The 23,144-nt window shown below is 42.5% G+C and carries 12 protein-coding genes; 8 read left to right on the top strand and 4 right to left on the bottom strand.

Annotation, left to right across the window (positions count from 1 at the left end; translation table 11 throughout):
* Position 1: 1 nt before the first annotated feature.
* Complete coding sequence (gene tsaB / locus ACWIB3_RS07415; RefSeq protein ID WP_454291281.1) at positions 2–712, top strand: tRNA (adenosine(37)-N6)-threonylcarbamoyltransferase complex dimerization subunit type 1 TsaB; 711 nt, start codon at positions 2–4, stop codon at positions 710–712.
* Here tsaB and ACWIB3_RS07410 read toward each other — a convergent pair.
* The gene (locus ACWIB3_RS07410) at positions 707–1,612 is read right to left on the bottom strand and encodes a CorA family divalent cation transporter (RefSeq protein ID WP_185214353.1); all 906 of its coding nucleotides are present in this window, start codon (positions 1,610–1,612) and stop codon (positions 707–709) included. The genes tsaB and ACWIB3_RS07410 overlap by 6 nt on opposite strands.
* Before the next feature lie 152 nt (positions 1,613–1,764).
* A complete protein-coding gene (locus ACWIB3_RS07405; RefSeq protein ID WP_093098363.1) occupies positions 1,765–2,376 on the bottom strand; it encodes an OmpH family outer membrane protein in 612 nt (203 codons plus the stop codon).
* Between the two features lie 201 nt (positions 2,377–2,577).
* Here ACWIB3_RS07405 and gyrB point away from each other — a divergent pair, with 201 nt between their 5' ends.
* From gyrB to ACWIB3_RS07380, 5 genes are all read left to right on the top strand, one after another.
* Positions 2,578–4,536, top strand: a complete 1,959-nt coding sequence (gyrB, locus tag ACWIB3_RS07400; RefSeq protein WP_185214354.1) for a DNA topoisomerase (ATP-hydrolyzing) subunit B — start codon at positions 2,578–2,580, stop codon at positions 4,534–4,536.
* 399 nt (positions 4,537–4,935) lie between these two features.
* On the top strand, positions 4,936–6,987 hold the full coding sequence (locus ACWIB3_RS07395; RefSeq protein WP_454291280.1) for a ComEA family DNA-binding protein: 2,052 nt from the start codon (positions 4,936–4,938) through the stop codon (positions 6,985–6,987).
* Between the two features lie 2 nt (positions 6,988–6,989).
* Positions 6,990–9,083, top strand: a complete 2,094-nt coding sequence (locus ACWIB3_RS07390; RefSeq protein WP_454291279.1) for a ComEC/Rec2 family competence protein — start codon at positions 6,990–6,992, stop codon at positions 9,081–9,083.
* Complete coding sequence (locus tag ACWIB3_RS07385) at positions 9,013–10,932, top strand: RecQ family ATP-dependent DNA helicase (RefSeq protein ID WP_454291278.1); 1,920 nt, start codon at positions 9,013–9,015, stop codon at positions 10,930–10,932. The genes ACWIB3_RS07390 and ACWIB3_RS07385 overlap by 71 nt, the downstream gene beginning before the upstream one ends.
* Before the next feature lie 143 nt (positions 10,933–11,075).
* A complete protein-coding gene (locus ACWIB3_RS07380; RefSeq protein ID WP_185218560.1) occupies positions 11,076–13,322 on the top strand; it encodes a sodium-translocating pyrophosphatase in 2,247 nt (748 codons plus the stop codon).
* Positions 13,323–13,394: 72 nt separating this feature from the next.
* Here the strand turns inward: ACWIB3_RS07380 and ACWIB3_RS07375 are convergent, their stop codons facing one another.
* Positions 13,395–19,190, bottom strand: a complete 5,796-nt coding sequence (locus ACWIB3_RS07375) for an alpha-2-macroglobulin family protein (protein ID WP_454291277.1) — start codon at positions 19,188–19,190, stop codon at positions 13,395–13,397.
* A gap of 147 nt (positions 19,191–19,337) precedes the next feature.
* Positions 19,338–20,237, bottom strand: coding sequence for a LysR family transcriptional regulator (locus ACWIB3_RS07370; protein ID WP_313261157.1), 900 nt, complete (start codon positions 20,235–20,237; stop codon positions 19,338–19,340).
* A gap of 78 nt (positions 20,238–20,315) precedes the next feature.
* Between ACWIB3_RS07370 and hutH the strand changes: the two genes are divergently transcribed.
* Both hutH and hutI read left to right on the top strand, forming a co-directional pair.
* Positions 20,316–21,884, top strand: coding sequence for a histidine ammonia-lyase (hutH, locus tag ACWIB3_RS07365; RefSeq protein WP_454291276.1), 1,569 nt, complete (start codon positions 20,316–20,318; stop codon positions 21,882–21,884).
* 2 nt (positions 21,885–21,886) lie between these two features.
* The gene (gene hutI, locus ACWIB3_RS07360; RefSeq protein WP_454291275.1) at positions 21,887–23,140 is read left to right on the top strand and encodes an imidazolonepropionase; all 1,254 of its coding nucleotides are present in this window, start codon (positions 21,887–21,889) and stop codon (positions 23,138–23,140) included.
* Positions 23,141–23,144 lie beyond the last annotated feature (4 nt).

The following is a 23,144-nucleotide window of genomic DNA, read 5'->3' as shown; positions in this document are numbered from 1 at the left end:
TATGTCAAATTCGTATATCCTTTCCATCGAGACTGCGACCAATCTGTGTTCAGTTTCTCTTTCCAATCATGGTCAAAATCTATGCAGCGTAGTCGGCAATGAGCCCAATCTTCATGCGACCAAACTGACCGTTTTCATCCAGGAATTAATGGATAAGGCTGGCATGTCCCTCGATCAGCTTGCCGCAGTTGCCGTAAGCATGGGGCCAGGATCTTATACCGGATTGCGAATTGGCGTCTCTACGGCAAAAGGACTGTGTTACGCCTTGGATATCCCGCTTATCGCCAATAATACCTTAGAAGCGCTAAAAGACGGTTTCATGACCAAATATCCCCAAAGTGATCATAAGGTGCTACTGTTGCCAATGATCGATGCAAGACGGAGAGAGGTTTATACCGCAGTATTCCACACAGACGGAAGCCTGTATAAGGAAACTGAAGCCTTGATCATCGATGAACATACATTTGATGGATACCTGAACGATGGATACCGACTGATACTTTTCGGTTCAGGTGCAGATAAGTTTATGACTACGTTTGAAAATAACGATCAGGTTCAGGTCATTGCTGGCTTCGATTCCATTGCCAACTACCAGGATGAAGTTTCCTACAAGAAATTTGTGGATCAGAAATTTGAAGATGTGGCCTATTTTGAGCCTTTCTATCTCAAAGATTTTGTGGCTACTACACCCAAGAAATCGCCTTTATTATAACCATCTTTTCCTTTTGAACCAGATGTAGATCATCAGGGAAACCAAGATCATCAAGATCCAGACTGCAGGATAGCCTAGCAACCATTCCAATTCGGGCATATATTTGAAGTTCATCCCATATACCCCGACGATAAAGGTCAATGGCATAAAGAACACCGAGATAATGGTCAGGATGCGCATGATCTCATTGGTGTGGTTGGATTCTATGTTAAAGTAAACAGAAAGCAACTGAGCCGTGTTTTCAGCTATATTCCTATACAAGGTGTTCGTTCTGGAGTAAATGTCCCTAAGGTCCTGCGTATAGATGTTCTGGTATTCCGGCATATGGAAATAGTCCACAATGTCCTTGTACAGGGTTAGGATTATCTTGATAAGGTCTACCTGCCTTTTCAGGTAATAAAGCTTCATCAGGAAGGGTTTCCGCTTTCTGTGCAAAAACACGATCTCTTCATAATCATCCAGTTTCTCGGCCAAATCATTGATCACCAGGTTTTCGAAGGTTTTCAGCGATTGCGATACCAAGCTGTTGACCAGGCTCTTGCTGGACTTCAGCTTTTTATTGGTCTTGTCCAGTTCAATCAGTTCATTGAGCAATGGGATTTCATTCCTGTGGACCGTTATGATGAAATCTTCATCATAAAAGACCGAAATACGTAAGGTGATATCCGCTAAGGTATCCGAATTTTCCGGAAAGGAATCGGCAATGGAACGCAAGATCAGGAAGTGGTAATTGTCGAATTCCTCAATCTTGGGAAGGTGGCCAATTTCCAAACAATCCTTGATGGAAGCGTCGTTCAGGTCGTATTTTGCCTTGAGTTCGATAAAGTCCTCTAGGGTAGGGTCCAGGATCTCGTACCAATCGTAACCATTTTCTTCTTTTCGGAGGATATGTCGTACCATGTATTTCGTTTAAAGATGAAATTTAGTGAGATTCCATTAAATTACAAATTTGATTTGTAAGGCTAGGCATGCCTTTGACAGTTTTTTAGGGAACTGTAGGGCATAAAAAATGCCCCGATCTATCGGGGCATCTCCAAAATTTCCTTTACTGCTTATTTTTTGTCAGCAGCGCTTTTGTCTTTATATTCCTTGTTTAGGGCATCTAAAACTTCGTTTGTGATGTCCATTTTAGGATCAGCATACAATACCGCAGGATTGGTTTTTGAATAGGTCAATACCAATTTGTAACCTTTTCCTTCTGAGTGTTTCTTCAGGTGGTCGGTAATGGTGGTGTACACTTTAGTGAATTCAGTCTGTTCTTCTTGCGCAATGGAAGTAGATGCATTTTGGTCCATACGGCCAAGGTCATTTTGGTGTCTTACCAAACGCTCTTCTGTAGCTTGACGCTCCGAAGCGCTCATGGTCGCTGCTTTTTGTTGGTATTCAGCTAGTTCACGTTGGTAAGCTTGTCCTTTCGCTTGAAGGTCGCTCTGTGCTTTTTTCACTTTAGCTTCAAGTTTAGTGCGAACGTCTTTGAAATATTGGTATTTCTCAGAAAGAGTATCCGAGTTTACATATGCGATTTTGTCAGTAGGGTCAGGCGTAGTAGCGGTAGTTGTTGCTGCAGATGGTGATTTTTCTGCTTGGGTACTAGCCTGTTGATTACAAGATACGATTGCTGCAGTAGCAACAAGACCTAAGGTAATTTTTAATAGTTTATTCATTCTGTGTTTTATATTTCGATTTTCTTAATGACAAACCTAATATAAAAATTTCAATTATTCTAAAAACGCCGCTATTTCCTATGGAATTTAAATAGTGAAATAATGTTAATTTTGCTCGTTCACGTTGCCTTTTTTATTTGATTATTAGGGGAAAATTTCGTATTTTTGAAAGTTAATCAACAGTAATTTTAAAGGATTTTCATGAGCGAAGAAAATAAAAATGCATCTACGTATTCAGCGGATAATATCCAGGTATTAGAAGGATTAGAAGCTGTACGTAAGCGCCCTTCCATGTACATCGGTGATACAGGCGTAAAAGGCCTACATCACTTGGTTTATGAAGTAGTCGATAACTCTATCGATGAAGCTGTTGCCGGTTATTGTAACGACATCGTCGTAACCATTCTAAAATCTAACGGTGTATCTGTACGCGACAATGGTCGTGGTATTCCAACAGGAATCAATAAAAAAGAAAAGAAATCTGCTTTAGAGCTTGTAATGACTGTATTGCACGCCGGTGGTAAATTCGACAAGGATACCTACAAGGTGTCCGGAGGTTTGCACGGTGTGGGGGTTTCCTGTGTGAATGCCCTTTCCACTCATTTACGCGCTGAAGTACATAGAGAAGGTAAGATCTTTGTCCAAGAATATGCACAAGGAAAACCTCAGGCTGATGTAAAAGAAATCGGTACCAGTGATGTCACAGGAACCATTGTTACATTCATTCCTGATCCGGAAATCTTTACCACTACCACAGTATATAACTACGATACCTTAGCAAACCGTCTTAGAGAGCTTTCTTTCTTGAACAAAGGCATTAAGTTGACCTTGATCGATGAAAGGGAAATCTTGGACAATGGCGAGTTTAAGAAAAATGTATACCTGTCAGAAGGTGGTCTTCAAGAATTCGTGAAATTCCTGGACGGTAATAGAACCGCTCTGATCCCTGAACCAATATATGTGGAAGGTATCAAACAAGGGGTTCCAGTTGAACTTGCCCTGCAATACAACGATACGTACTCTGAGAATGTTCATTCTTATGTAAATAACATCAATACCATCGAAGGTGGTTCTCACGTTGCTGGTTTCCGTAGAGGATTGACCCGTACCCTGAAGAAATACGCTGACGATTCGGGTCTATTGAAAAACTTAAAAGTCGAGATCACCGGTGATGACTTCCGTGAAGGACTTACTGCGGTAATCTCGGTAAAAGTTGCAGAACCTCAATTCGAGGGACAGACCAAAACCAAATTGGGTAACTCGGAAGTAATGGGTGCCGTAGATGTTGCCGTAGGCGAGATCTTGAGCTCTTATTTGGAAGAGAACCCGAAAGAGGCTAAGCAAATCGTTCAGAAGGTAGTGATAGCTGCCCAAGCACGTGCTGCTGCGCGTAAGGCAAGAGAATTGGTGCAACGTAAAACCGTAATGGGTGGTTCCGGACTTCCTGGAAAACTGGCCGACTGTTCGGATAGGGATCCTGAAAGATGTGAGATTTTCTTCGTCGAGGGGGACTCAGCGGGTGGAACGGCGAAACAAGGCCGTGACCGTGCTACTCAGGCCATCATGCCTTTACGTGGTAAGATCTTGAACGTGGAAAAAGCCATGGAACACAAGATCTATGAAAATGAAGAGATCAAGAACATGTTCACTGCATTAGGCGTGTCGATCGGTACTGCCGAAGATTCCAAAGCCTTGAACATTGATAAGCTTCGCTACCACAAGATCATCATCATGACGGATGCCGACGTCGATGGTTCGCACATTGCAACCTTGTTGTTGACTTTCTATTTCCGTTACATGAAAGAATTGATTGAACGTGGCTATGTCTATATCGCTACTCCACCATTATATTTGGTGAAGAAAGGTAAAGATTTCGAATACGCTTGGACCGAAGATCAGCGTCTGGCAGCAATCCAACGCTTAAAAGGTGCAGGTAAAGAAGATAGCGTACATGTTCAACGTTATAAAGGTCTTGGAGAGATGAACGCTGAGCAGTTATGGGATACGACCATGGATCCTGAAAAACGTACGCTTCGCCAAGTCACCATTGAGAACGCTGCTGAATGTGACCGTATCTTCTCCATGCTAATGGGTGATGAGGTTGCGCCACGTAGAGAGTTCATCGAAGCGAATGCGCGTTACGCAAAAATAGATATCTAAGAATAGATAAAAATATAAGTTTCACAGAGTAAAGGTGGTCAGAAGTAATTTTGACCACCTTTACTTTTTCTTAACATGAATTTGCCATGAATTTTTCCCCCATTCTGATTTTGGTCTTATTCGGGACATATTCGGAATTTTCGCAATATGGCCCGAACATGCCTCGAACAAGAGTAAGGTAAAGTTTTCCAACTTTTTTCGATTTTTTTATTTTTCAACCCTATTTTTCTTTAGGTTTTTTCCCCTTTCCCTGTCCTGATCTTCAGCTGTACTTTACCAAAAATTATTTTACAGTACCGTACCCTTAGCCTTAGTTTAAAATTGAGATCATTCCCGATTAACAGAGGGCAACGATATTTAGCATGAAAACCCGAGTGTGGATTTGTATTGCTTTTTTGAATGAATAGTATATTTCGTTGTTTGCTTTCCCATTTTGCCCTATGTCTTTTTTCATGTTCTGTACTTGCCCAAAATGAAAGTGAAACCGAAGAAATAATAGTCAACCAGATTCTGGATGAAAGTGAAGTAGATGCAGGTCTTTCCGACTATGCAGAAGCTTTATCTCAATACTTAAAGCGACCTCTGGATTTGAACAAGGTAACAGCAGCGGATCTAAATCAATTGATTTTCCTTTCACCATTTCAGGTACAGCAGATCCTGCTACACCGCGAGAAAGCTGGACCATTTATCTCCACCTTGGAACTTCAGGCTATTCCAAGCGTCAATCTAGAAACTTTAGAAAAACTGCTTCCCTTTGTCAGGGTCAATGAAAACCTTTTGGATGGAGATGGGCATTGGCGCGAATTGCTCAAGGATCCAAGTGGATCTTGGATGATGACCTATTCCCGTGGATTGCAGGTGCCTAGAGGTTATGAGATTGCCGATCCTAAGCGCTCAAGGTATTTGGGCAGTCCAGACAGGATCATCAACCGTATCCGCTGGAATGCCCGAAAGAAGCTTAAGGTCAGCCTCAACATGAAGAAAGATGCGGGTGAACCCTTTTCGATAAAGGGTAAAAGGATGGGATTCGATTATTATTCAGGATCGATCTTGATCAATAAGCTAGGACCTTTTGAGCAGATTGTTGTGGGCGATTATCTTTTACAGTTTGGTCAAGGCCTTTCCTTATGGAATGGATCTGTAGTGGGTAGGTCAGCATCTGTTGCAAACATTATGCAACAGGGATTGGGGATCAGGCCGCATACAGGAATGATGGAAAGTAAATTTATGCGTGGCTTGGCGATTCGGATCAAAAGGAAAAGCTTTGAGCTAAGCCCTTTTTTTTCCTACAATAACCTCTCGGCCAGCCTAAATACCGAAGGCAAAGAACCCTTTGTCGAGCGCATCAATTATTCTGGATTACATCGAACGCCCACTGAATGGAAAAATCGAAAAAGGCTCGATCAAATGGTCTACGGAATTCAGGTGGGTTATGTGAATGAACGTTTTAAAGTAGGGGCAAATCTTTTGAATACGCAATTCAGCTTACCCCTAAAGCTAAATACGAAAGCCCACAGCCGGTATAGATTTGAAGGTCAAAATTTACAGAACGTTTCTGCCTACTATCAATACAATCTATACAACATGTTGCTATTTGGAGAATCAGCACATTCCATTGGATCAGGCTGGGCCCATAACCATGGATTGATAGCAGCGCTGGGAAGGAAGTTTTCTGCTTCCATTTCCTATAGGGATTATGCGAAAGATTATCATGCTTTCTTTGCTCAGTCTCTTCAGGCACAATCTCATTTGTCCAATGAAAAAGCTTGGAGCCTGGGTTTCGCCTTTCAACCTAACCGGAAAATAGAATGGATGAGTAGCATAGACTATGTAAAATTTCCTTGGATGAAATTTAGGACCAAAGAAGCTTCCTATTCCTTCCAGGGACGCATCCAAATAAGTTATATCTGGTATAAGAAAGGGCATCTGCGATTACGGTATCAATATAAATTCTTTCAGGAGAACTATCGTGCTACGCAGAAGGGACCAATAGCTGTGGCAGATGTAGCCAGGCAACAGGCGAGGCTGATCTTCCTGTACAAGCTCAATAATTCGGTACAGATTGGACATCAGATGGAAGTGAAAGAGTTCCATAAAAGCAACTTGGGGAAAAAGCATGGTTTCATGGCATATCAAGATTTGATCTGGAATAAACCTACCTGGCGGATCGGGGGGAACCTCCGCTTGGCCTATTTCAATGCCGAATCCTACGAATCGCGATTATATGCTTACGAAAGGGATGTACTGTATGGATTTTCATTTCCATCTTATTTTCGAAAAGGCTTTCGCGCCTACCTCAACCAAAAAATGAGACCTATTAAAGGAATTGATATCTGGCTCAGGTATGCCCTGACACATTATCTAGGTCAAACGCAGATAGGCTCTGGCTTGGATCAGATATCGGGGAATATAAAGTCGGATATAAAATTGCAAATCCGTTATTCCTGGTAAACATGGAAATCCAAGAATTAAAATTAGAGCAGATTCCCTTCTTTCGGATATGTTTTTGCTTCGGACTTGGGATATTGGTCTCCTTTCAGATCCATTGGAATTATGCCTATTTCCAAGGATTGGCACTATTGATCCTAATGTTGTTTGTTCTCCTTCTCCTGTTTTGGGTGCGGAAAAAATCAAGGAATCTTTACTATCTTATCTATGTCCTATTATTTCTGTTGGGGGTCTTGAGCCTTGCGATAAAAATGCCCAAAGAAAAAGTCGATCTATCCAAAACGCTGATCTATTCAGGGAAATTATTGGAAGAGCCAAGCAGAAAGGGTCAGGTTTTAAGAAGTAAGCTTGAACTGAATTTTCAACATCTTCCTTCAGGTCCAAAACCAAAGAGTATCCTGGTTATGGCCACTATTTGGGATAAAGATTCCAGCATAGTCCATTTGCACAAGGGCGATATCATTGGATTTAGAACCAAGATTAAGGAATTGGATCCAGCCTTTAATCCAGGACAGGTTGACTATTCAAAATATTTAAATGGGAAGGGGATATTCTACCAGGTCTTTATCCCAAAAGACCAATTGTTGCGACTGAAAATTGCCAAGATCAACAGGTTTGAAAGCTGGGTTTTGCAATATCAGGAAAGGCTCCAGATGAACTTCAGGAAATTTATCAACGATCCTTCAGCCTTTCAGATTGCCAGTGCGATTACTTTTGGATATCGCTCCGACATGGCCGATGAGCTGATGGAAGTGTTCTCTAACACCGGGACCATTCATGTACTGAGTGTATCAGGCATGCACGTCGGTTTGATGTTCTTGCTTTTGACCTGGATATTAAAACCAATAGATCGCCTAGCACATGGTCTAAAGGCAAGGTACCTTCTAATTCTTTGTTTTATATGGTTTTACGCACTGATCTGTGGATTTGTCCCCGCCGTGCTGCGAGCAACATTAATGTTTAGCCTGTACTTGATCGGACATTGGCGAGCTCGGGTCGTCCTATCATTAAACACGGTCTTTTCCTCTGCATTTCTTTTATTGGTTTTTGACCCCTTTATGCTTCTTGATATAGGTTTTCAGCTTTCCTATCTTGCAGTTATTGGAATCCTGCTGTTTATTCCCGTACTCCAAGGTTTATATTATACATCCCACATATGGATCAATAAGCTATTGGACCTGTTATATATTTCCATTGCAGCACAATTATCAACAACTGCCTTGGCAATTTTCTATTTCCAGCAGTTTCCCACCTTCTTTCTGTTTTCTAACCTTTTTATCAGCCTGCCATCTACGGTTATCCTTTATTTAGGCATGGGGCTAGTCGTTTTTTCAATGGAAGGGATAGGAGAGATCCTTGGCAATCTCTTGAACAAATGCATTTTGTTTTCCTACCAAATCCTTAAGTACATTGATTCCATTCCTTTTTCCAGCATCAAAGGAGTGGTAATAGATGCGAAAGTAACCTTTCTCTGCTACTTAGGTCTTGCCTTTCTTTTTATTGGATTTCAGAAACAGTCGAAAATATTTCTCTGCACCTCGGTCATTTCCTTTGTCATGCTATTTTCCATGGTCCTAAAAATAAGGCTGGATCATCGATCCTTTCAGGGAGTAAAAATCTATAATACAAGAAAAGAGTTGAGCATTGCCTATATCAATCGTGCAGATGTACTGCTCTTGAGTACCTGTGATTCTCTTCAGCATAAAAGCCTGCGGTTTTCAGTATTGCCAGATTTAAAGAAGTATGTGGATCCAAAAGATATTCAGTTTGCCAGCTTGAAGGTTAAGGATGAAAACCAATTCCTACATCTCTATGATGATATGGACCTATATATCCAAAATACCCAGGTCCATGATCATCAGGCTTCCAAGATTTTATTGCTCAGAAAGAATGCGCAGCTACCGAATGAATTGAATGCTTCTATGTGCATTTTGGATGGGTCCAATTCAGATTGGTATATCGAGCAGACAGTGGCAGAATTAAAAAGGGTAAACAGGGCTTATTACATATTGAAGGATAATTTTGCGTATGTTTGGGAGAGTAATCAAGATGGAAAAAACGAGCTTATCCATATTAAAGGAGTTCTGGGGATACGATAAATTCCGTCCCTTGCAGGAAGAGATAATCCATGAGATCCTGTTGGGAAATGACACCTTGGCTTTGATGCCAACCGGTGGCGGGAAATCTATTTGTTTCCAGGTACCTGCCATGCTCGAAGAAGGGATCTGCATCGTGATCAGTCCATTGATTGCCCTGATGAAAGATCAAGTCGAAAATCTACGTAAGCGAAATATTCCAGCGATTGCCATTTATTCAGGTATGTCGCATCGAGAAGTGGATATTGCACTGGACAACTGTATTTTCGGCAATATCAAATTCCTCTATTTGGCACCGGAGCGATTGTACAACGATATGGTCAAAGAAAGGATTCGCCACATGAAGGTGAATCTGTTTGCCATTGATGAGGCCCATTGTATTTCGCAATGGGGATATGATTTTCGCCCATCGTATCTGGAACTGATCAAGTTAAGGGAATTACAACCCAAAGTTCCGATACTTGCCTTGACCGCCACCGCTACCCCTAAGGTCGTTGAAGATATACAGGAAAAATTAGGATTTGCGAAGCCAAATGTACTCTCCAAGAGTTTCCGAAGGGAAAACTTGGGTTATATGGTTTTCAAGGAAGACAATAAGATGGGTCGGATGTTAAAGATCATCTCCAAGGTCGGTGGAACGGGAATTGTTTATGTAAGGAACCGTCGGGAAACCCAAGAGGTGGCTCGCTATCTGTTGAACCATGGTATACCGGCCGATTACTATCATGCCGGATTGGATATGCAAAGCCGTTCCAAAAAACAGGATGCTTGGACCAGTAACCAGGTACGGGTCATTGTAGCGACCAATGCCTTTGGGATGGGAATAGATAAGCCTGATGTACGTTTTGTCATTCACCTGGACATTCCAGACTCCCTAGAGGCCTATTATCAAGAAGCTGGAAGGGCAGGTAGAGATGGAAAAAAAGCATTTCCAGTCTTGTTATATCAACAAGCTGATCGAAATGAACTCTGGGAAAATATAGATTTGAGCTTTCCGGATTTTCAATATATCCAACAAGTCTACCATCATCTCTGTAATTATTTCCAGATTGCGTACGGTGCTGGGAAAGGGTTGACCTATGATTTTGATGTGGTCGATTTTGCCAAGAAATATAAGCTGGATGTGGTCAAGACCCTGAGCTCCTTGAAATTCCTGGAAAGAGATAAATGGTTGTCATTAAGTGAAGCGGTGTATATTCCGGCAAGGATTAAATTCGAGGTGGATTTTCAGGAGCTTTATAAATTTCAGGTCCAGAGTGCGCAGTATGATCCATTGATCAAGGCCATCTTGCGGATTTATGGTGGTGTATTTGATTATTATGTCCCGATCAATGAATTTGAAATTGCCAAGAAGTTAAGCAAGCCCTATGAAGAGATTGTTCGGATGATGCGGTACCTGCAACAACAGGAACTGATGACCTATGTGGCCAAGACCGATTCACCACAATTACAATTTTTACAGCCAAGGGTGGACTATAAGAACCTCTACATCGATACCGCGTTTATTGCAGAACGAAAACTGATCAAAGAGGATCAGGTAAAGGCCATATATCATTATCTGGACAGCAAGGATTGCCGGAGTTTGAGTTTGCAGCATTATTTTGGGGAAGAAGCCAAGGAGCCCTGTGGCGTATGTGATCTCTGTGTGGTCCGCGAGCATAAATCGGGTTTGGCCGAGTCTATCGAAAAGAAGATCCAGTTCCTATTGCTGGCAAAGCCCATGTTGCTTCATGACCTGATCGAAGCTATTGAGATAGGCAAAGATGAGGATCGCCTCAAAGTCCTCCGAAAACTATTGGATTCCGATGAAGTGAAATTGGAAAACGAGCACTATAGTTGGAATGCCCTCTAACCAATTCCAGCATAAAAAATCTTAAGCATAAGTGATTGTTCCTCCAAGGTTTATCGATTGAGTACAAAAACAAACAAGTTTTTGTACGCTTGTATATTGATAAAAAAATGTGTTATCTTTAATACTAACCAAATAAACTTTGTATGGAACAATTTATCATCTATTTACCAGCAGCACTCGCTGTATTGGGTCTGTTATTTATGTTTGTCAAAGCAGGATGGGTTGGTAAGCAAGATGCTGGCGACGGCAAGATGCAATCCATTTCCAAGAGTATCCAAGAGGGGGCGATGGCTTTCCTAAAAGCGGAGTACCGAATCCTGTTAATTTTTGTTGTGATCGCCTCGATTGCACTTTTTATCGTTTCTACCTTGGTAGAGACTTCCCATTGGATCATTGTCGTTGCTTTTGTCTGTGGTGCCTTTTTCTCGGCTTTGGCAGGGAATATCGGGATGCGGATAGCGACTCGTGCCAATGTCAGAACAACCCAAGCAGCCAGAACCAGTCTACCACAAGCCCTAAAGGTTTCCTTTTCTGGAGGTACCGTTATGGGATTAGGCGTAGCCGGATTGGCGGTATTGGGATTGAGTATTTTCTTTCTGTTGTTCCTTAAGATGTTTTTGACCGAGGGTGGTAATTTCTACCTGGAGATGACCGTTGTTTTGGAGGCTCTGGCAGGCTTTTCCCTAGGTGCTGAGTCAATTGCCCTATTTGCACGTGTTGGTGGTGGTATCTATACCAAAGCAGCAGACGTTGGAGCGGATTTAGTGGGTAAGGTGGAAGCTGGGATTCCAGAGGATGATCCTCGTAATCCGGCAACCATTGCCGATAACGTTGGTGATAATGTGGGTGACGTAGCAGGGATGGGGGCCGATCTATTTGGGTCTTATGTAGCAACCGTATTGGCATCTATGGTGCTGGGAAACTATATCATCAAGGACATGTCGGAAGTAAATGGATCGCAGTTTACGGATGCATTTAATGGCATGGGACCGATCTTGCTTCCTATCGTGATTGCAGGAGTAGGTATTTTAGCCTCTATTATCGGTACATTCCTGGTTAAGGTTTCATCGAATGATGCCCGCGAAAATCAAGTACAGAAGGCCTTAAATATGGGGAACTGGACATCGATCCTATTGACGGTGGTTGCTTGTTTCTTTTTGATCCAGTATATGTTGCCAGAGGTTATCCAGATGAAGTTTTTTGGTGAAGGCTATCAGGATGTCCCTCGAATGAACATATTCTATTCAACCATTGTAGGCTTAGCCGTTGGAGGTTTGATTTCATCTTTCACGGAATACTATACCGGTTTGGGTAAGAAACCAGTTTTGAATATTGTACAGAATTCTTCTACCGGTGCAGCGACCAATATTATTGCGGGATTAGCAACCGGTATGAAATCGACGGCTTCTTCAGTTATCCTATTTGCATTGGCAATTTGGGGTTCATACGAACTGGCGGGTTTCTATGGCGTGGCAATTGCGGCTTCAGCGATGATGGCGACCACAGCGATGCAATTAGCCATCGATGCTTTTGGACCAATTGCTGATAATGCCGGCGGTATTGCGGAAATGAGCGAATTGCCAAAAGAGGTGCGTCAGCGTACGGATGTTTTGGATTCGGTGGGTAATACTACAGCTGCGGTAGGAAAGGGTTTTGCCATTGCTTCAGCAGCATTGACCGCACTCGCTTTATTTGCAGCTTATGTGACTTTTACAGGAATTGATGGTATCAATATTTTTAAGGCCGATGTATTGGCTGCCTTGTTTATTGGTGGTATGATTCCGGTTGTATTCTCCGCTTTGGCGATGCAATCGGTAGGTAAAGCAGCCATGGATATGGTGAACGAAGTGAGAAGGCAATTCCGTGAAATTCCAGGCATCTTGGAAGGAACAGGTCAACCTGATTATGGAAGATGTGTGGATATTTCCACCAAAGCCGCCCTGCGCGAAATGATGTTGCCGGGTGCCATCACCATTATCACGCCGATCATTGTTGGGTTTGTGATGGGAGCAGAGGCATTAGGAGCGTATATGGCGGGAGTTGCGGTTTCCGGAGTCATGTGGGCAATCTTCCAAAATAATGCCGGTGGTGCTTGGGATAATGCCAAAAAATCCTTTGAAGCTGGTGTTATGATCAATGGTGAGATGACCTTTAAAGGTTCAGATGCCCATAAAGCAGCTGTAACCGGTGATACCGTTGGTGATCCATTCAAAGATACTTCCGGTCCTTCCATGAATATCTTGATCAAATTGACTTGTCTGGTAGGGTTGGTGATTGCTCCAATCTTGGGCGGACATCACCTTGCAGAAAATGCAAAGAAGGATAAGGTAGATAATAAAGAAAAAGTGGTTATGGTTGATCATAAACCGGTAATCACGAAAAACAAATAAGCATTAAACCTTTCTAAAATAAAAGCCCTCTGTCATGCAAATTGCGACAGAGGGCTTTCTTTTTTTATGTGCTTACTTTACAATCGTGATGACCTTGTTATCAGATCTTGCATTCACGGTCGGGTCGTACATGCTTTCGATGTTGGTTATACCGGAGCTGAATTCACCTAGGTTATTGGCCTTGACCTCGTACTCGAAAGTCCTTTTCCCTTTTTGCAGGGCGTTGAAGAAGTAGTTGGTCGATGCGTCCTTCAGGGTGAAATAGTAGTTGTTCCTCCAGCTGTAGCCCGAAGGTACGAATACAGGTTCCACGCCTGCAGGTCGGCTGTCCTTCAGGTGCACATATTCCAGGTCCTGGTCGTTGATGACGGTGATGATCACCTTGATCTTTTCGCCCAGTTTTGCCTGATTGCTCTCCACCCATTTACCGTTCCGCTCTACCATGTACTGTTTGCTGACCTTGATGTCGTTGGTCGATGCCTTCACTTCGGACACAGGAAGGAAGTACTGATGGAAAACTCCACCGAAGACCGTGCGGTCGTTGTGGTTCTCGATCTGTACGGACCTGTTGCGATCAAGATCCTGCTTATTGAAGGTCTTGGAGAACTGTCCCAGTACCACCGAGTCCATCTTGGCGTTCTGTCCGTCGACCAGTACGGTTACGGCATTGTCCAGGTTGAAGTCCTTTGGATTGTTGGCCAGCAACAGGCTATAGATGGCATCCACGGTCATCCAGGTGTTTCGCCAATAGTTGGCTTCCTTGCGGAAGAAGATCCATTGGCTGATCGGATTGAGCTTGCTCGGGTCATGGAGCTTGTATGCCTCCAGCATATAGCTATGTAGGCTGATATCGTTGTACTGCTTGCCGTTGCTCTCCCAGTACATGCCCTTGTCGGGATCCAGGATGACCTCCTGTTGGATCCTGTTGCGGATCTCGTTGGACTCCTTGGACTCCCCGAACAATTGGTTGACGATCCATGCCTTTGCGGCATAGCCGGCAGGACCCTTGGCGGTGATGATCGGTGCCTTGGCGATCTTGGCCCGAAGGACCTTGCCGTTCTTTTCAGGTACCTTGACTTCCGAGTTCCAGAAGTGGCGTGCATATAGATAGTCCAGTGCGATATTGGCGGATGCCTTTTCCCTGGTTATGCTGCTGTCCTGGTCCAAATAGGTAGCCAGGCGTCTCATGCTGCCGTTCATCTGCGGGTTCACTAGGCTGTGGTCCAGGTAGAATACCTTGCCAACGACCTCCAGTATCCGCATGGAGATATGGGTATCGGACTTCCCGCCTTCGAACCAAGGGAAGGATCCATTGTCCAATTGTCCACGGAGCAGTTTCTGCTCGATGCCCTTGAGCTCGGTCTCGATATTGGAATTGAACAGTTCGGCCAAAGCCTCCAGGCGCTTGCTGTCATGCTGTATGTCGCGTAGCCAAGGCATTTCCTGCAGCTTCAGCTCGTTGAGCTGGGCATTCTCCTCCAGTCTGCTCTTGGTATCCTTTACCTTGATGGACCTGAAATAATCGGAAATTGCAGGGTAATGCTTGCCTATGTACTGTACCATCTTCAGACCGAACCATTTACTGCTGGACTGTTCGGTACATTCGTAAGGGTAGTTCTTGAGGTAGTCTAGGGCAGAGATAATCTCCAGGATCGGGTTGCTCTGTACCTGTACCTTGGCCTGTAGGTTGTCCTTGCCGGCAGAAGCGATGCTGAAGTCCTGTTTTTGGCCGGCCTTCAGGGCGATCTTCTCGGTCTGGGAAACCAGCACCTTGTTGGACAGTACCGGCAGCTCCACGATCTCGCCATCGGAATGTTCCCCGCTTGCCGCAACGATCTTGACCTGCACGCTTGGGTACCCTTCAGGTACCTTGAGCTTCCAGGACACCGTTTGGTTGTTGTCCTTTTCTACGCTGAAGTCGGTCGTGATGTCGCCCAGCACGAACCGTTCGCTGAGGTCGGCATTGTCGACCGGGTTGATGATCTCGATCTTGGCCTTGCCCTGCTGCGGCTTGCCGCTGAGGTTCTGTACCTGGGCGATGATCTCGATCTGGTCGGATTCGCGGAAGTACCTAGGCAGGTTGGGACGTACCATCAGCTGCTTCTGGGTCTGTGTATAGAACTGTTCGGAGCCCACCTCGAGGTTCTTGCCATGGGCGAAGAGCATGAGCTTCCACTTGGTCAGGGCCTCGGGACTGTCGAACTCGAAACTGATGTTGCCCTCCTTGTCGGTGTACAGGTTCGGGTAGAAGAATGCCGTTTCCTGAAGGTTCTTGCGCGCTTGGACTTGGGAGAGGTCTACTCCTTGGCCCTTATTCTTTAATTCTTCAACTTGTGCCCTAAGATTAGGGTCTTTTAGTTCATCATATAAGGATACAGTTTCTTCCGTTACTTCACGTACATCGGCTACTGCTTCAATATTGACAGCAGATACTTTGCCTCGAAGAACTCTTTGCATACCATTTGCTGCAGGGGCTGATCCAGCTGCATATTGAACTTGATCATCATAATAATTATGCAGACTATTGATGCCGCGATTTAACCAATAGGCATCCCACAGGCCATAATTGTTTACTATAGGTAATTCATTGCCAACTGCATTGATAATTTTTTCATTGAATCCAAAGGGACTTGAGGCTGATGAAGCATAGAATAAATTGGTAAAATTATATCGCCTGTAATAGGATGGGCTATACCTGTCAAAAAAGGTAGGGAAGTAATTGGCTCCAAAAACGTCTAATGACATGTCATACATGGTAGCCAATACCTCGGATGGAATGACCTTGTCCTTTTGCAAGATGCTAAAGCTCCATTTCTCTTTTGTTCCCGGCGTAATTTTGTCTCTAAAGCTGCTGATTTTAATTTTTAAATCTTGATCATCAGTTCGCTTAGGAGCGCTGATGAATTTATTTTCAATCTGGTTGTCTACAATTAATATAGCGTCTAATTGATAACCTCGTGCAAACTTTTCCTTATCAAATTTGAATTCATAGGTTGCTCGGCCATTCTTTACAGGAATGGTAAAGGTCTCTTGTTTACCAAAGGAGTTACTTGGAAAAAGAAAAATCTCCTTTGCATTAGGGACATCTGTATAGAAATTTAATTTGACCTGTTCATCCAGACCATAATTTGGTTTATCAAAACTGTATGTGAGAAAGTCATGATCACTGCTCTTTTTGGTTACAGGGTCGAAAATGCTCACATCTGCTTGACTTCTTATGGTATCTTTTCCTTGGATTGAAATGACTTCAACGTAATACTTTCCTTTTGGAAACAGGTTGGAATCTATTTTCACAAGGCTCGTATCCCTTGTGTCAAAGGAATAGGTTTTTACCAATTCTGTTGGTTTCTTGATGATTAAAGACTCATCAAATGAGGTTGGGAAAAGTTTTTTGTACTCTGCATTACTGAAAATATGGTAATCTACATTTTTAAATATATTGTCATATTGATCCGGTAAAGCAATATTAGGCTCAGGATACTTATAGATTTTTATCTCACCTGTCAAGGGCAAGGGCTGGTTATTTTTATTCACGGTACTGATGAATAATTTATTCCATTTACCTGCTTCTTCTATTCTTGGACCTTGAATATTGATTACCCAAGGCTTATCCGAATAGGTGTAAAAAACAGATGCTTGCTGCATTTCTCCGGTCTGATTCACGACCTCAGCAGTTACACTGATGTTGAAATCTTCCAATTTATTTAATGCGGTATCTTCCAGTGGAACCCTGATGGTAAATTTTCCTTGCTCATCAGCGATTATTGAACTGTCGGCTAATGTGAAATTGGTATAATTACGACCATAGGAGTTTATTCGAACTTTGTAATTCACCGAAGCACCTACAAGTGGCACACCGGAATAGGATTCTACTTTTCCTATGAATTCGGCTATATCTGAGCGTTTATAGGTTTCCTTATTGGGTTCAAATTTAACACTAAAGGTAGGACGCTTATACTCTTCCACATTTAGGTAGTGATAGCCAATTTGGTTTCCTTTATCCATAATCAGGATATTGAACCCACCCGCCAAGGTATTGGCTGGGATTTGAAGTTCTCCATTTACAGAACCAAATGCATTGCTGGTCAATGACAAGGAGTCTACCTTCTGACCGTTGGCATCCTGAAGGATAACATCTAGTTTTTTACCTTCTATTACTTTTCCACTTAATGAGCTGTTGTTATAAACAATTCCTTTGAAGTAAAGCTTTTGACCGGGTCTATAAATCCTTCTATCGGTTAGGATCTTGGTATTGAACCTAACCCTATCCTCTTCTTTCTCGATCTGCGAAAAGCTATAATTTAAAGGAGCAGCCATGTCGATGATCTGCTTTTCCTCGGCAAGGTAAAGCATCGCCCCAGATTGATAGCGATAATATGAATCCTTATTGATATCTACTGAAAACTCTCCATTCTGATTAGTTTTCATTTTATGAACCAGCTTTGGTGCTTTTCCTGAATTTACATCATAGATCTCCAACGATTTATCAGCATAAGGCAAACCCGTCTTTCGATTGATCAGCAAACCTTTGAAAAGATATTCTGTATTCTTCCCTTTCTCCAGTTCTGTGTAGTTAAATAAATCCGAAACAATAAAACTTGATGAGGACACGGTATTGAATAGACCATCAGCTTTGAATTCAGGATTGTTTGAAATAAGGGCTACATAATTGCCAAAAGGAAGAGCATTTATCTTGTAAATGGTAGAATGTCGTTTATAATCATCAAATGATTTTATTGGAATTTCCTCTGCATACACCTCCGTCGCATTTACCTCTACTTTTTTCGTTATGCTATCTAATTTTACTTCAAATTTCTTATAGTTTGTTGGGGTATTGGTCACATTGAAAACTTTCAAGTAGAGCTTTTCCGCATTTTTAAAGGATAGCTGGACCGGACTGTTGACATTGGAAGGATTAATCTGCTTATTATAAAACTGTATTTCCACACTTTTAAATCGTTGATCCATGAGCTCAACATCCTTGATCCAAGGTGATTTTGGATACTCTTGTTTTGCTTTGGCTAGATATTCAACTGCCTTTTTTGTGTCATTATTGTTGTGCAATGTTTCTGCAATGATGGCATAGATGAACGCGTTATAATCGCTCTTGTTTTGGGCAATTACGTTTTTCAAAGCATCAACATAGCCGTCTTTTTTTTGATAGCTAGGGGAAATATTGTTCACCATTAGATAGGAGGTCGCATCAGCGTATCCTACTTTTTTATTGATGCTGAACAAATCTTCTGATATATTTTTGATTTTTACTGCATTTTTTACCCTGTTCCCTCGCAAGAAAGCGAGGTATGCATTACTATTGAAGTGGTAAAGGGTAGGACTGAGGCTAAAATTTTTGCTGCTGGAAAAGAGCGATTTCCAATCTTCAATAGGTTGTTTCAAGAGAAGGTCTTTGTTCTCCAAGGATTTATTGAACAGGGAGTCCAAGATTTTATACTTGGTTTCTTCATCTGCCTCTAAAAATTTATTCTTGCTTTCGCTGTAGTAATCGGTATTGCTTCCTAAATACTGGGCATAAAAACTATAGAGTAGACTTCTTTGAACCCCCTCTGCTTGGTTGATGTTGTTTTGGAAGTGTTTGTCTACTTTATCGAAAAGATCTTCTTGTGTCGTATTGACTTGAAGCAATTGGCTCTCTGCAATAATCGCTCGAAGCTCCATTGGGCCATTTTTAGATTTTTTGGCGTAAGTTTTTATTTCATTCAGAAGAGGGGCTGTCTGTTCATAATTCCCAATGGAAATTAGTCTGTCTACCTCTTTCCATTTTTCTTCTATCATGTTTGTCGTTTTAGATTGCTGACTGAATAGCAAGATGGGTGAAAGTGCGAATAATAGGATGAATAATTGTTTCATATAACATAAACCTTAATGTTCATAACCTTGTTTTTGCAATGGATGCAGAAATGGAGCTGATTCCATAATGCTCCTTTAAATATTGTTAATGGACTGAATTTCTTCCTTACCAGAAATCTCTTGATTGGTACTAAATTTAGGAAAAAACTATTGTTTTCTTTTTAACCCCGAAACAATATCCAATAGCAGAGGAATACCTGGGTTTCTGTTCTTTTTGCTCCAGATAAGAGATAGAGTAGTGCGTTGTGGCAGATGGTTCAACTCTAAGAAATCCACATGGGTATGATAACCTTTTTTTAAGGAAGTAGGCACAATGGCTACACCTAAGCCTTGACTCACCAGGTTAAAAATACTTAGTGCATTGACTGTACGCAGCGCTACGTGCGGGTCAAAATCATGATCTTCAAAAATACTCATCACCAGTTCATAATAGGAATTACTGTATTCCTTGGAAAAGAGAATAAAGGATTCGTCCTTAAAATTATGGAGATTGACCTTTCCCTTTGGCCTAGCCGTGGAGTTTTTAGGAACCACCAAGGAGAAATGTTCCGTTAAGATGGGAATGGATTTTAAGCCTATAGGAGTGTCCTTGACCCGAACAAAACCAAAGTCGAGTTCTTGTTTGTTGATCATGTCGATCTGAATCTCATTGGCGAGTTCATTGAGCGTAATATCGATCAATGGTTGTTTCTGCTTCAGTTCCACCAGTAATTGGGGCAACATGGCTTGAACGGCAGATCCGATAAACCCAAGCTTCAGCGAAGTAATCTTACCTTCTGATATTTTTTCAATATGGTCTTTGATATTGTCCAATTGATTGAAAATCAAATCCACCTCTTTTTTAAGGTAAATGCCTGACTCTGTCAATTCCACATTTCTCTTGTCACGGCGGAAAAGTTGAGTGCCATAATGCTCCTCCAATTGCTTGATCTGCCTAGACAGTCCTGGCTGAGCAATAAATAGTCTTTCAGCGGCCCTTCTGAAGTGTAATTCCTCGGCTACTACCTTGAAATATAAGAGATGTCGGAGTTCTATTTGATAATTCATGGTTATCAGTTGTTGCTAAAATTGATATTGCCAATTATCAAATATAGCAGGTAAATTTGGGTTACACAGGGAAATATTATGAAAACATTTAAATACGGAGAAGATTATTTGAATAGTTCAATAGCCATAGCTATTGCGAAATCTGATTGCCAAGGGCTATTGACTGATGAAACGATCAGTAAAATAAACCAAAGCGCCCAGTATGTCCAAGAGATTGTAGATGCTGGAAAAGTGGTGTATGGAATCAACACTGGTTTCGGGCCACTGTGTACTACTTTGATCAGCCCTCAAGATACCAAGAAATTACAGGAAAATATATTAAAGAGCCATGCCGTTGGGGTAGGCGAGCCTATTGATAAGGAATTGAGCAAGCTCATGCTTATCTTAAAGGTGCATGCCCTGGCAAAGGGGTTTTCGGGGGTTCAATTGAGCACGGTAGAACGTATTATCTGGCATATTCAGAATGATGTGATTCCAGTTGTACCTAAGCAAGGTTCGGTTGGTGCATCTGGTGATTTAGCTCCTTTATCTCATCTTTTCTTACCCTTGATCGGGTTAGGTAAGGTCTGGATAGATGGAAAGTCAGTTGATTCGGCTTCTGTGCTTCAGGAATTTGGAATGGAACCCATTCAACTTGGCGCCAAGGAGGGTTTGGCCCTGATCAATGGAACGCAATTCATGGCTGCCCATGGTGTAAAAGCTGTAGTGGAAATGAATAGATTGATGAACAATGCCGACCTGATCGCCACCCTGATGATTGAAGGGTTGAACGGCTCTATCAAACCATTCTTTGCTGAATTGCATCAACTGAGGCCTTACAAAGGAAATACTTTTGTGGCCTCGACTATTTTTAATCTTTTGAAAGATTCGGAAATATTGGAATCGCATAAAAATTGCTCCCGGGTACAGGATCCTTATTCTTTACGCTGTATCCCACAAGTGCATGGGGCGTCAAGAAATGCTTGGTTGCACTTTAAGGAAATCATCGAAACGGAAATCAATTCGGTAACCGATAACCCGATCATCATCAATAGTGAACTGACCATCAGCGGCGGATCTTTCCATGGGCAGCCGATTGCTTTGCCTTTGGACTATGCTACACTTTCAGTTTCTGAATTGGGAAATATTTCCGACAGAAGGGTTTATTTATCCCTTGAAGGGGAAACTAATGGGGTTCCTAAATTGTTGATGAAAGCAACAGGTTTAAACTCTGGATTTATGATCCTTCAATATAGTACCGCTGCCATCGCTAGTGAAAACAAAGGACTTTGCTTCCCAGCAAGTGCGGATAGCATTCCGACTTCTTTAGGTCAGGAAGACCATGTGAGCATGGGGTCTATCTCTGGCAGAAAACTGCTGCAGGTACTGGATAACGTTGATAAAATATTGAGCATTGAGATGCTTTGTGCTGCCCAAGCTAAGGATTTTCATAATCCTAAACAGTCAACAGCAGTAATTGAAGCCATCCATAAACATATCAGGACAAGGATTCCACATATCGAAGAGGATCAACCTATGCAGGATATCTTGGACAATGCTTTGGCTATCATTAAATCTGGAGAGTTGATCGAGGTAGCAAGAAAAGCTGCCAAAGATAGTGATAAGCCGTACTTTGGTAAGGATGTCGAATATTTTGAAAACTATTGATCATGAATGAGAACGGAAAATTAATAGGGCCATTCAAACAGGTGCTGACTATGCAGCATTTGCCTCTGAAGGGTGCTTTAAAGGACGAGCAACTGGAAATCATAGAACAAGCGGGTATTTATATTGTTGATGGCAAAATAAGCGTGGTAGGCGATTTTGAGGGATTGAAGGAGGCTTTGCCCGATGATATTGAGATCGTTGAACTGAAAGGAGATTTCGTTGCTCTACCAGGATATATTGATTGCCATACCCATATCGCCTTCGGTGGAAACCGAGCGAATGACTTTGCCATGCGTAATGCCGGGAGTTCATACCTAGAAATTGCAGAAGCTGGTGGCGGTATCTGGAGTACTGTAAAACATACCCGTGCTTGTAGCCAAGAAGAATTAAAAGCTGTGACCCTGAAACGTGCTGATGCCCTGTTGAGACAAGGTATAACAACCGTAGAGGTCAAAAGTGGTTATGGACTTCAAGTGGAGGAGGAATTGAAAACCCTTCGCGCCATCAAAGAAGCAAACCAATCCACTTATGTAGACTTGGTTTCGACCTGTCTTGCTGCCCATATGCATCCTAAGGACTATGAAGGGAATGCAGAAGATTACCTGTTTGAAATGGGGGAAAAGCTGTTTCCGATTCTGAAAGCAGAGAATTTGACCAGCCGTGTAGATGCCTTTGTCGAGAAGAGTGCCTTCTCTGCTGAGCAGATTTTTCCCTATTACCAAAAAGCCAAGGATTTGGGCTTTGACCTGACGGTACATGCGGATCAGTTCAGCACCTCCGGTTCTAAATTGGCAGTTGAATTGGCGGCAGTTTCGGCAGATCACCTAGAAGCTTCAACTGAAAATGAGATCAGTTTGTTGGCAGGTTCTGACGTGATTCCAGTGGCTTTGCCGGCGGCATCATTAGGTATTGGCTGTGGATTTACTCCTGCACGGAGGCTGTTAGATGCTGGTGCCAGTTTAGCTATTGCCACAGACTGGAACCCTGGTTCTGCTCCAATGGGAAAACTGATCGAAAGCGCAAGTATTTTGGCAACCATGGAGAAACTTAGCAATGCTGAGCTCTTGGCCGGGATTACCTACAGGGCTGCCAAAGCCTTGAACTTGGATGATAGAGGACGTTTGATGGAAGGGATGTTGGCAGACTTCGTCATCTATGATACGGATAACTACCAGAACATTACCTACCTGCAAGGCGGATTACAGCCAAAGGCAGTCTGGAAAAATGGAATCGAAGTGTTTGTTAGAAATGATTAATAAC

The sequence above is a fragment of the Sphingobacterium sp. NPDC055431 genome (assembly GCF_053644255.1).
Note: the sequence above shows the minus strand (reverse complement) of the source record. Positions and strands in the feature narration are given on the sequence as shown.

Coding starts and splice junctions, on each gene's coding strand:
- tsaB (WP_454291281.1), top strand. CDS start 2: ATGTCAAATTCGTATATCCTTTCCATCGAGACTGCGACCAATCTGTGT.
- ACWIB3_RS07410 (WP_185214353.1), bottom strand. CDS start 1,612: ATGGTACGACATATCCTCCGAAAAGAAGAAAATGGTTACGATTGGTAC.
- ACWIB3_RS07405 (WP_093098363.1), bottom strand. CDS start 2,376: ATGAATAAACTATTAAAAATTACCTTAGGTCTTGTTGCTACTGCAGCA.
- gyrB (WP_185214354.1), top strand. CDS start 2,578: ATGAGCGAAGAAAATAAAAATGCATCTACGTATTCAGCGGATAATATC.
- ACWIB3_RS07395 (WP_454291280.1), top strand. CDS start 4,936: ATGAATAGTATATTTCGTTGTTTGCTTTCCCATTTTGCCCTATGTCTT.
- ACWIB3_RS07390 (WP_454291279.1), top strand. CDS start 6,990: ATGGAAATCCAAGAATTAAAATTAGAGCAGATTCCCTTCTTTCGGATA.
- ACWIB3_RS07385 (WP_454291278.1), top strand. CDS start 9,013: ATGTTTGGGAGAGTAATCAAGATGGAAAAAACGAGCTTATCCATATTA.
- ACWIB3_RS07380 (WP_185218560.1), top strand. CDS start 11,076: ATGGAACAATTTATCATCTATTTACCAGCAGCACTCGCTGTATTGGGT.
- ACWIB3_RS07375 (WP_454291277.1), bottom strand. CDS start 19,190: ATGAAACAATTATTCATCCTATTATTCGCACTTTCACCCATCTTGCTA.
- ACWIB3_RS07370 (WP_313261157.1), bottom strand. CDS start 20,237: ATGAATTATCAAATAGAACTCCGACATCTCTTATATTTCAAGGTAGTA.
- hutH (WP_454291276.1), top strand. CDS start 20,316: ATGAAAACATTTAAATACGGAGAAGATTATTTGAATAGTTCAATAGCC.
- hutI (WP_454291275.1), top strand. CDS start 21,887: ATGAATGAGAACGGAAAATTAATAGGGCCATTCAAACAGGTGCTGACT.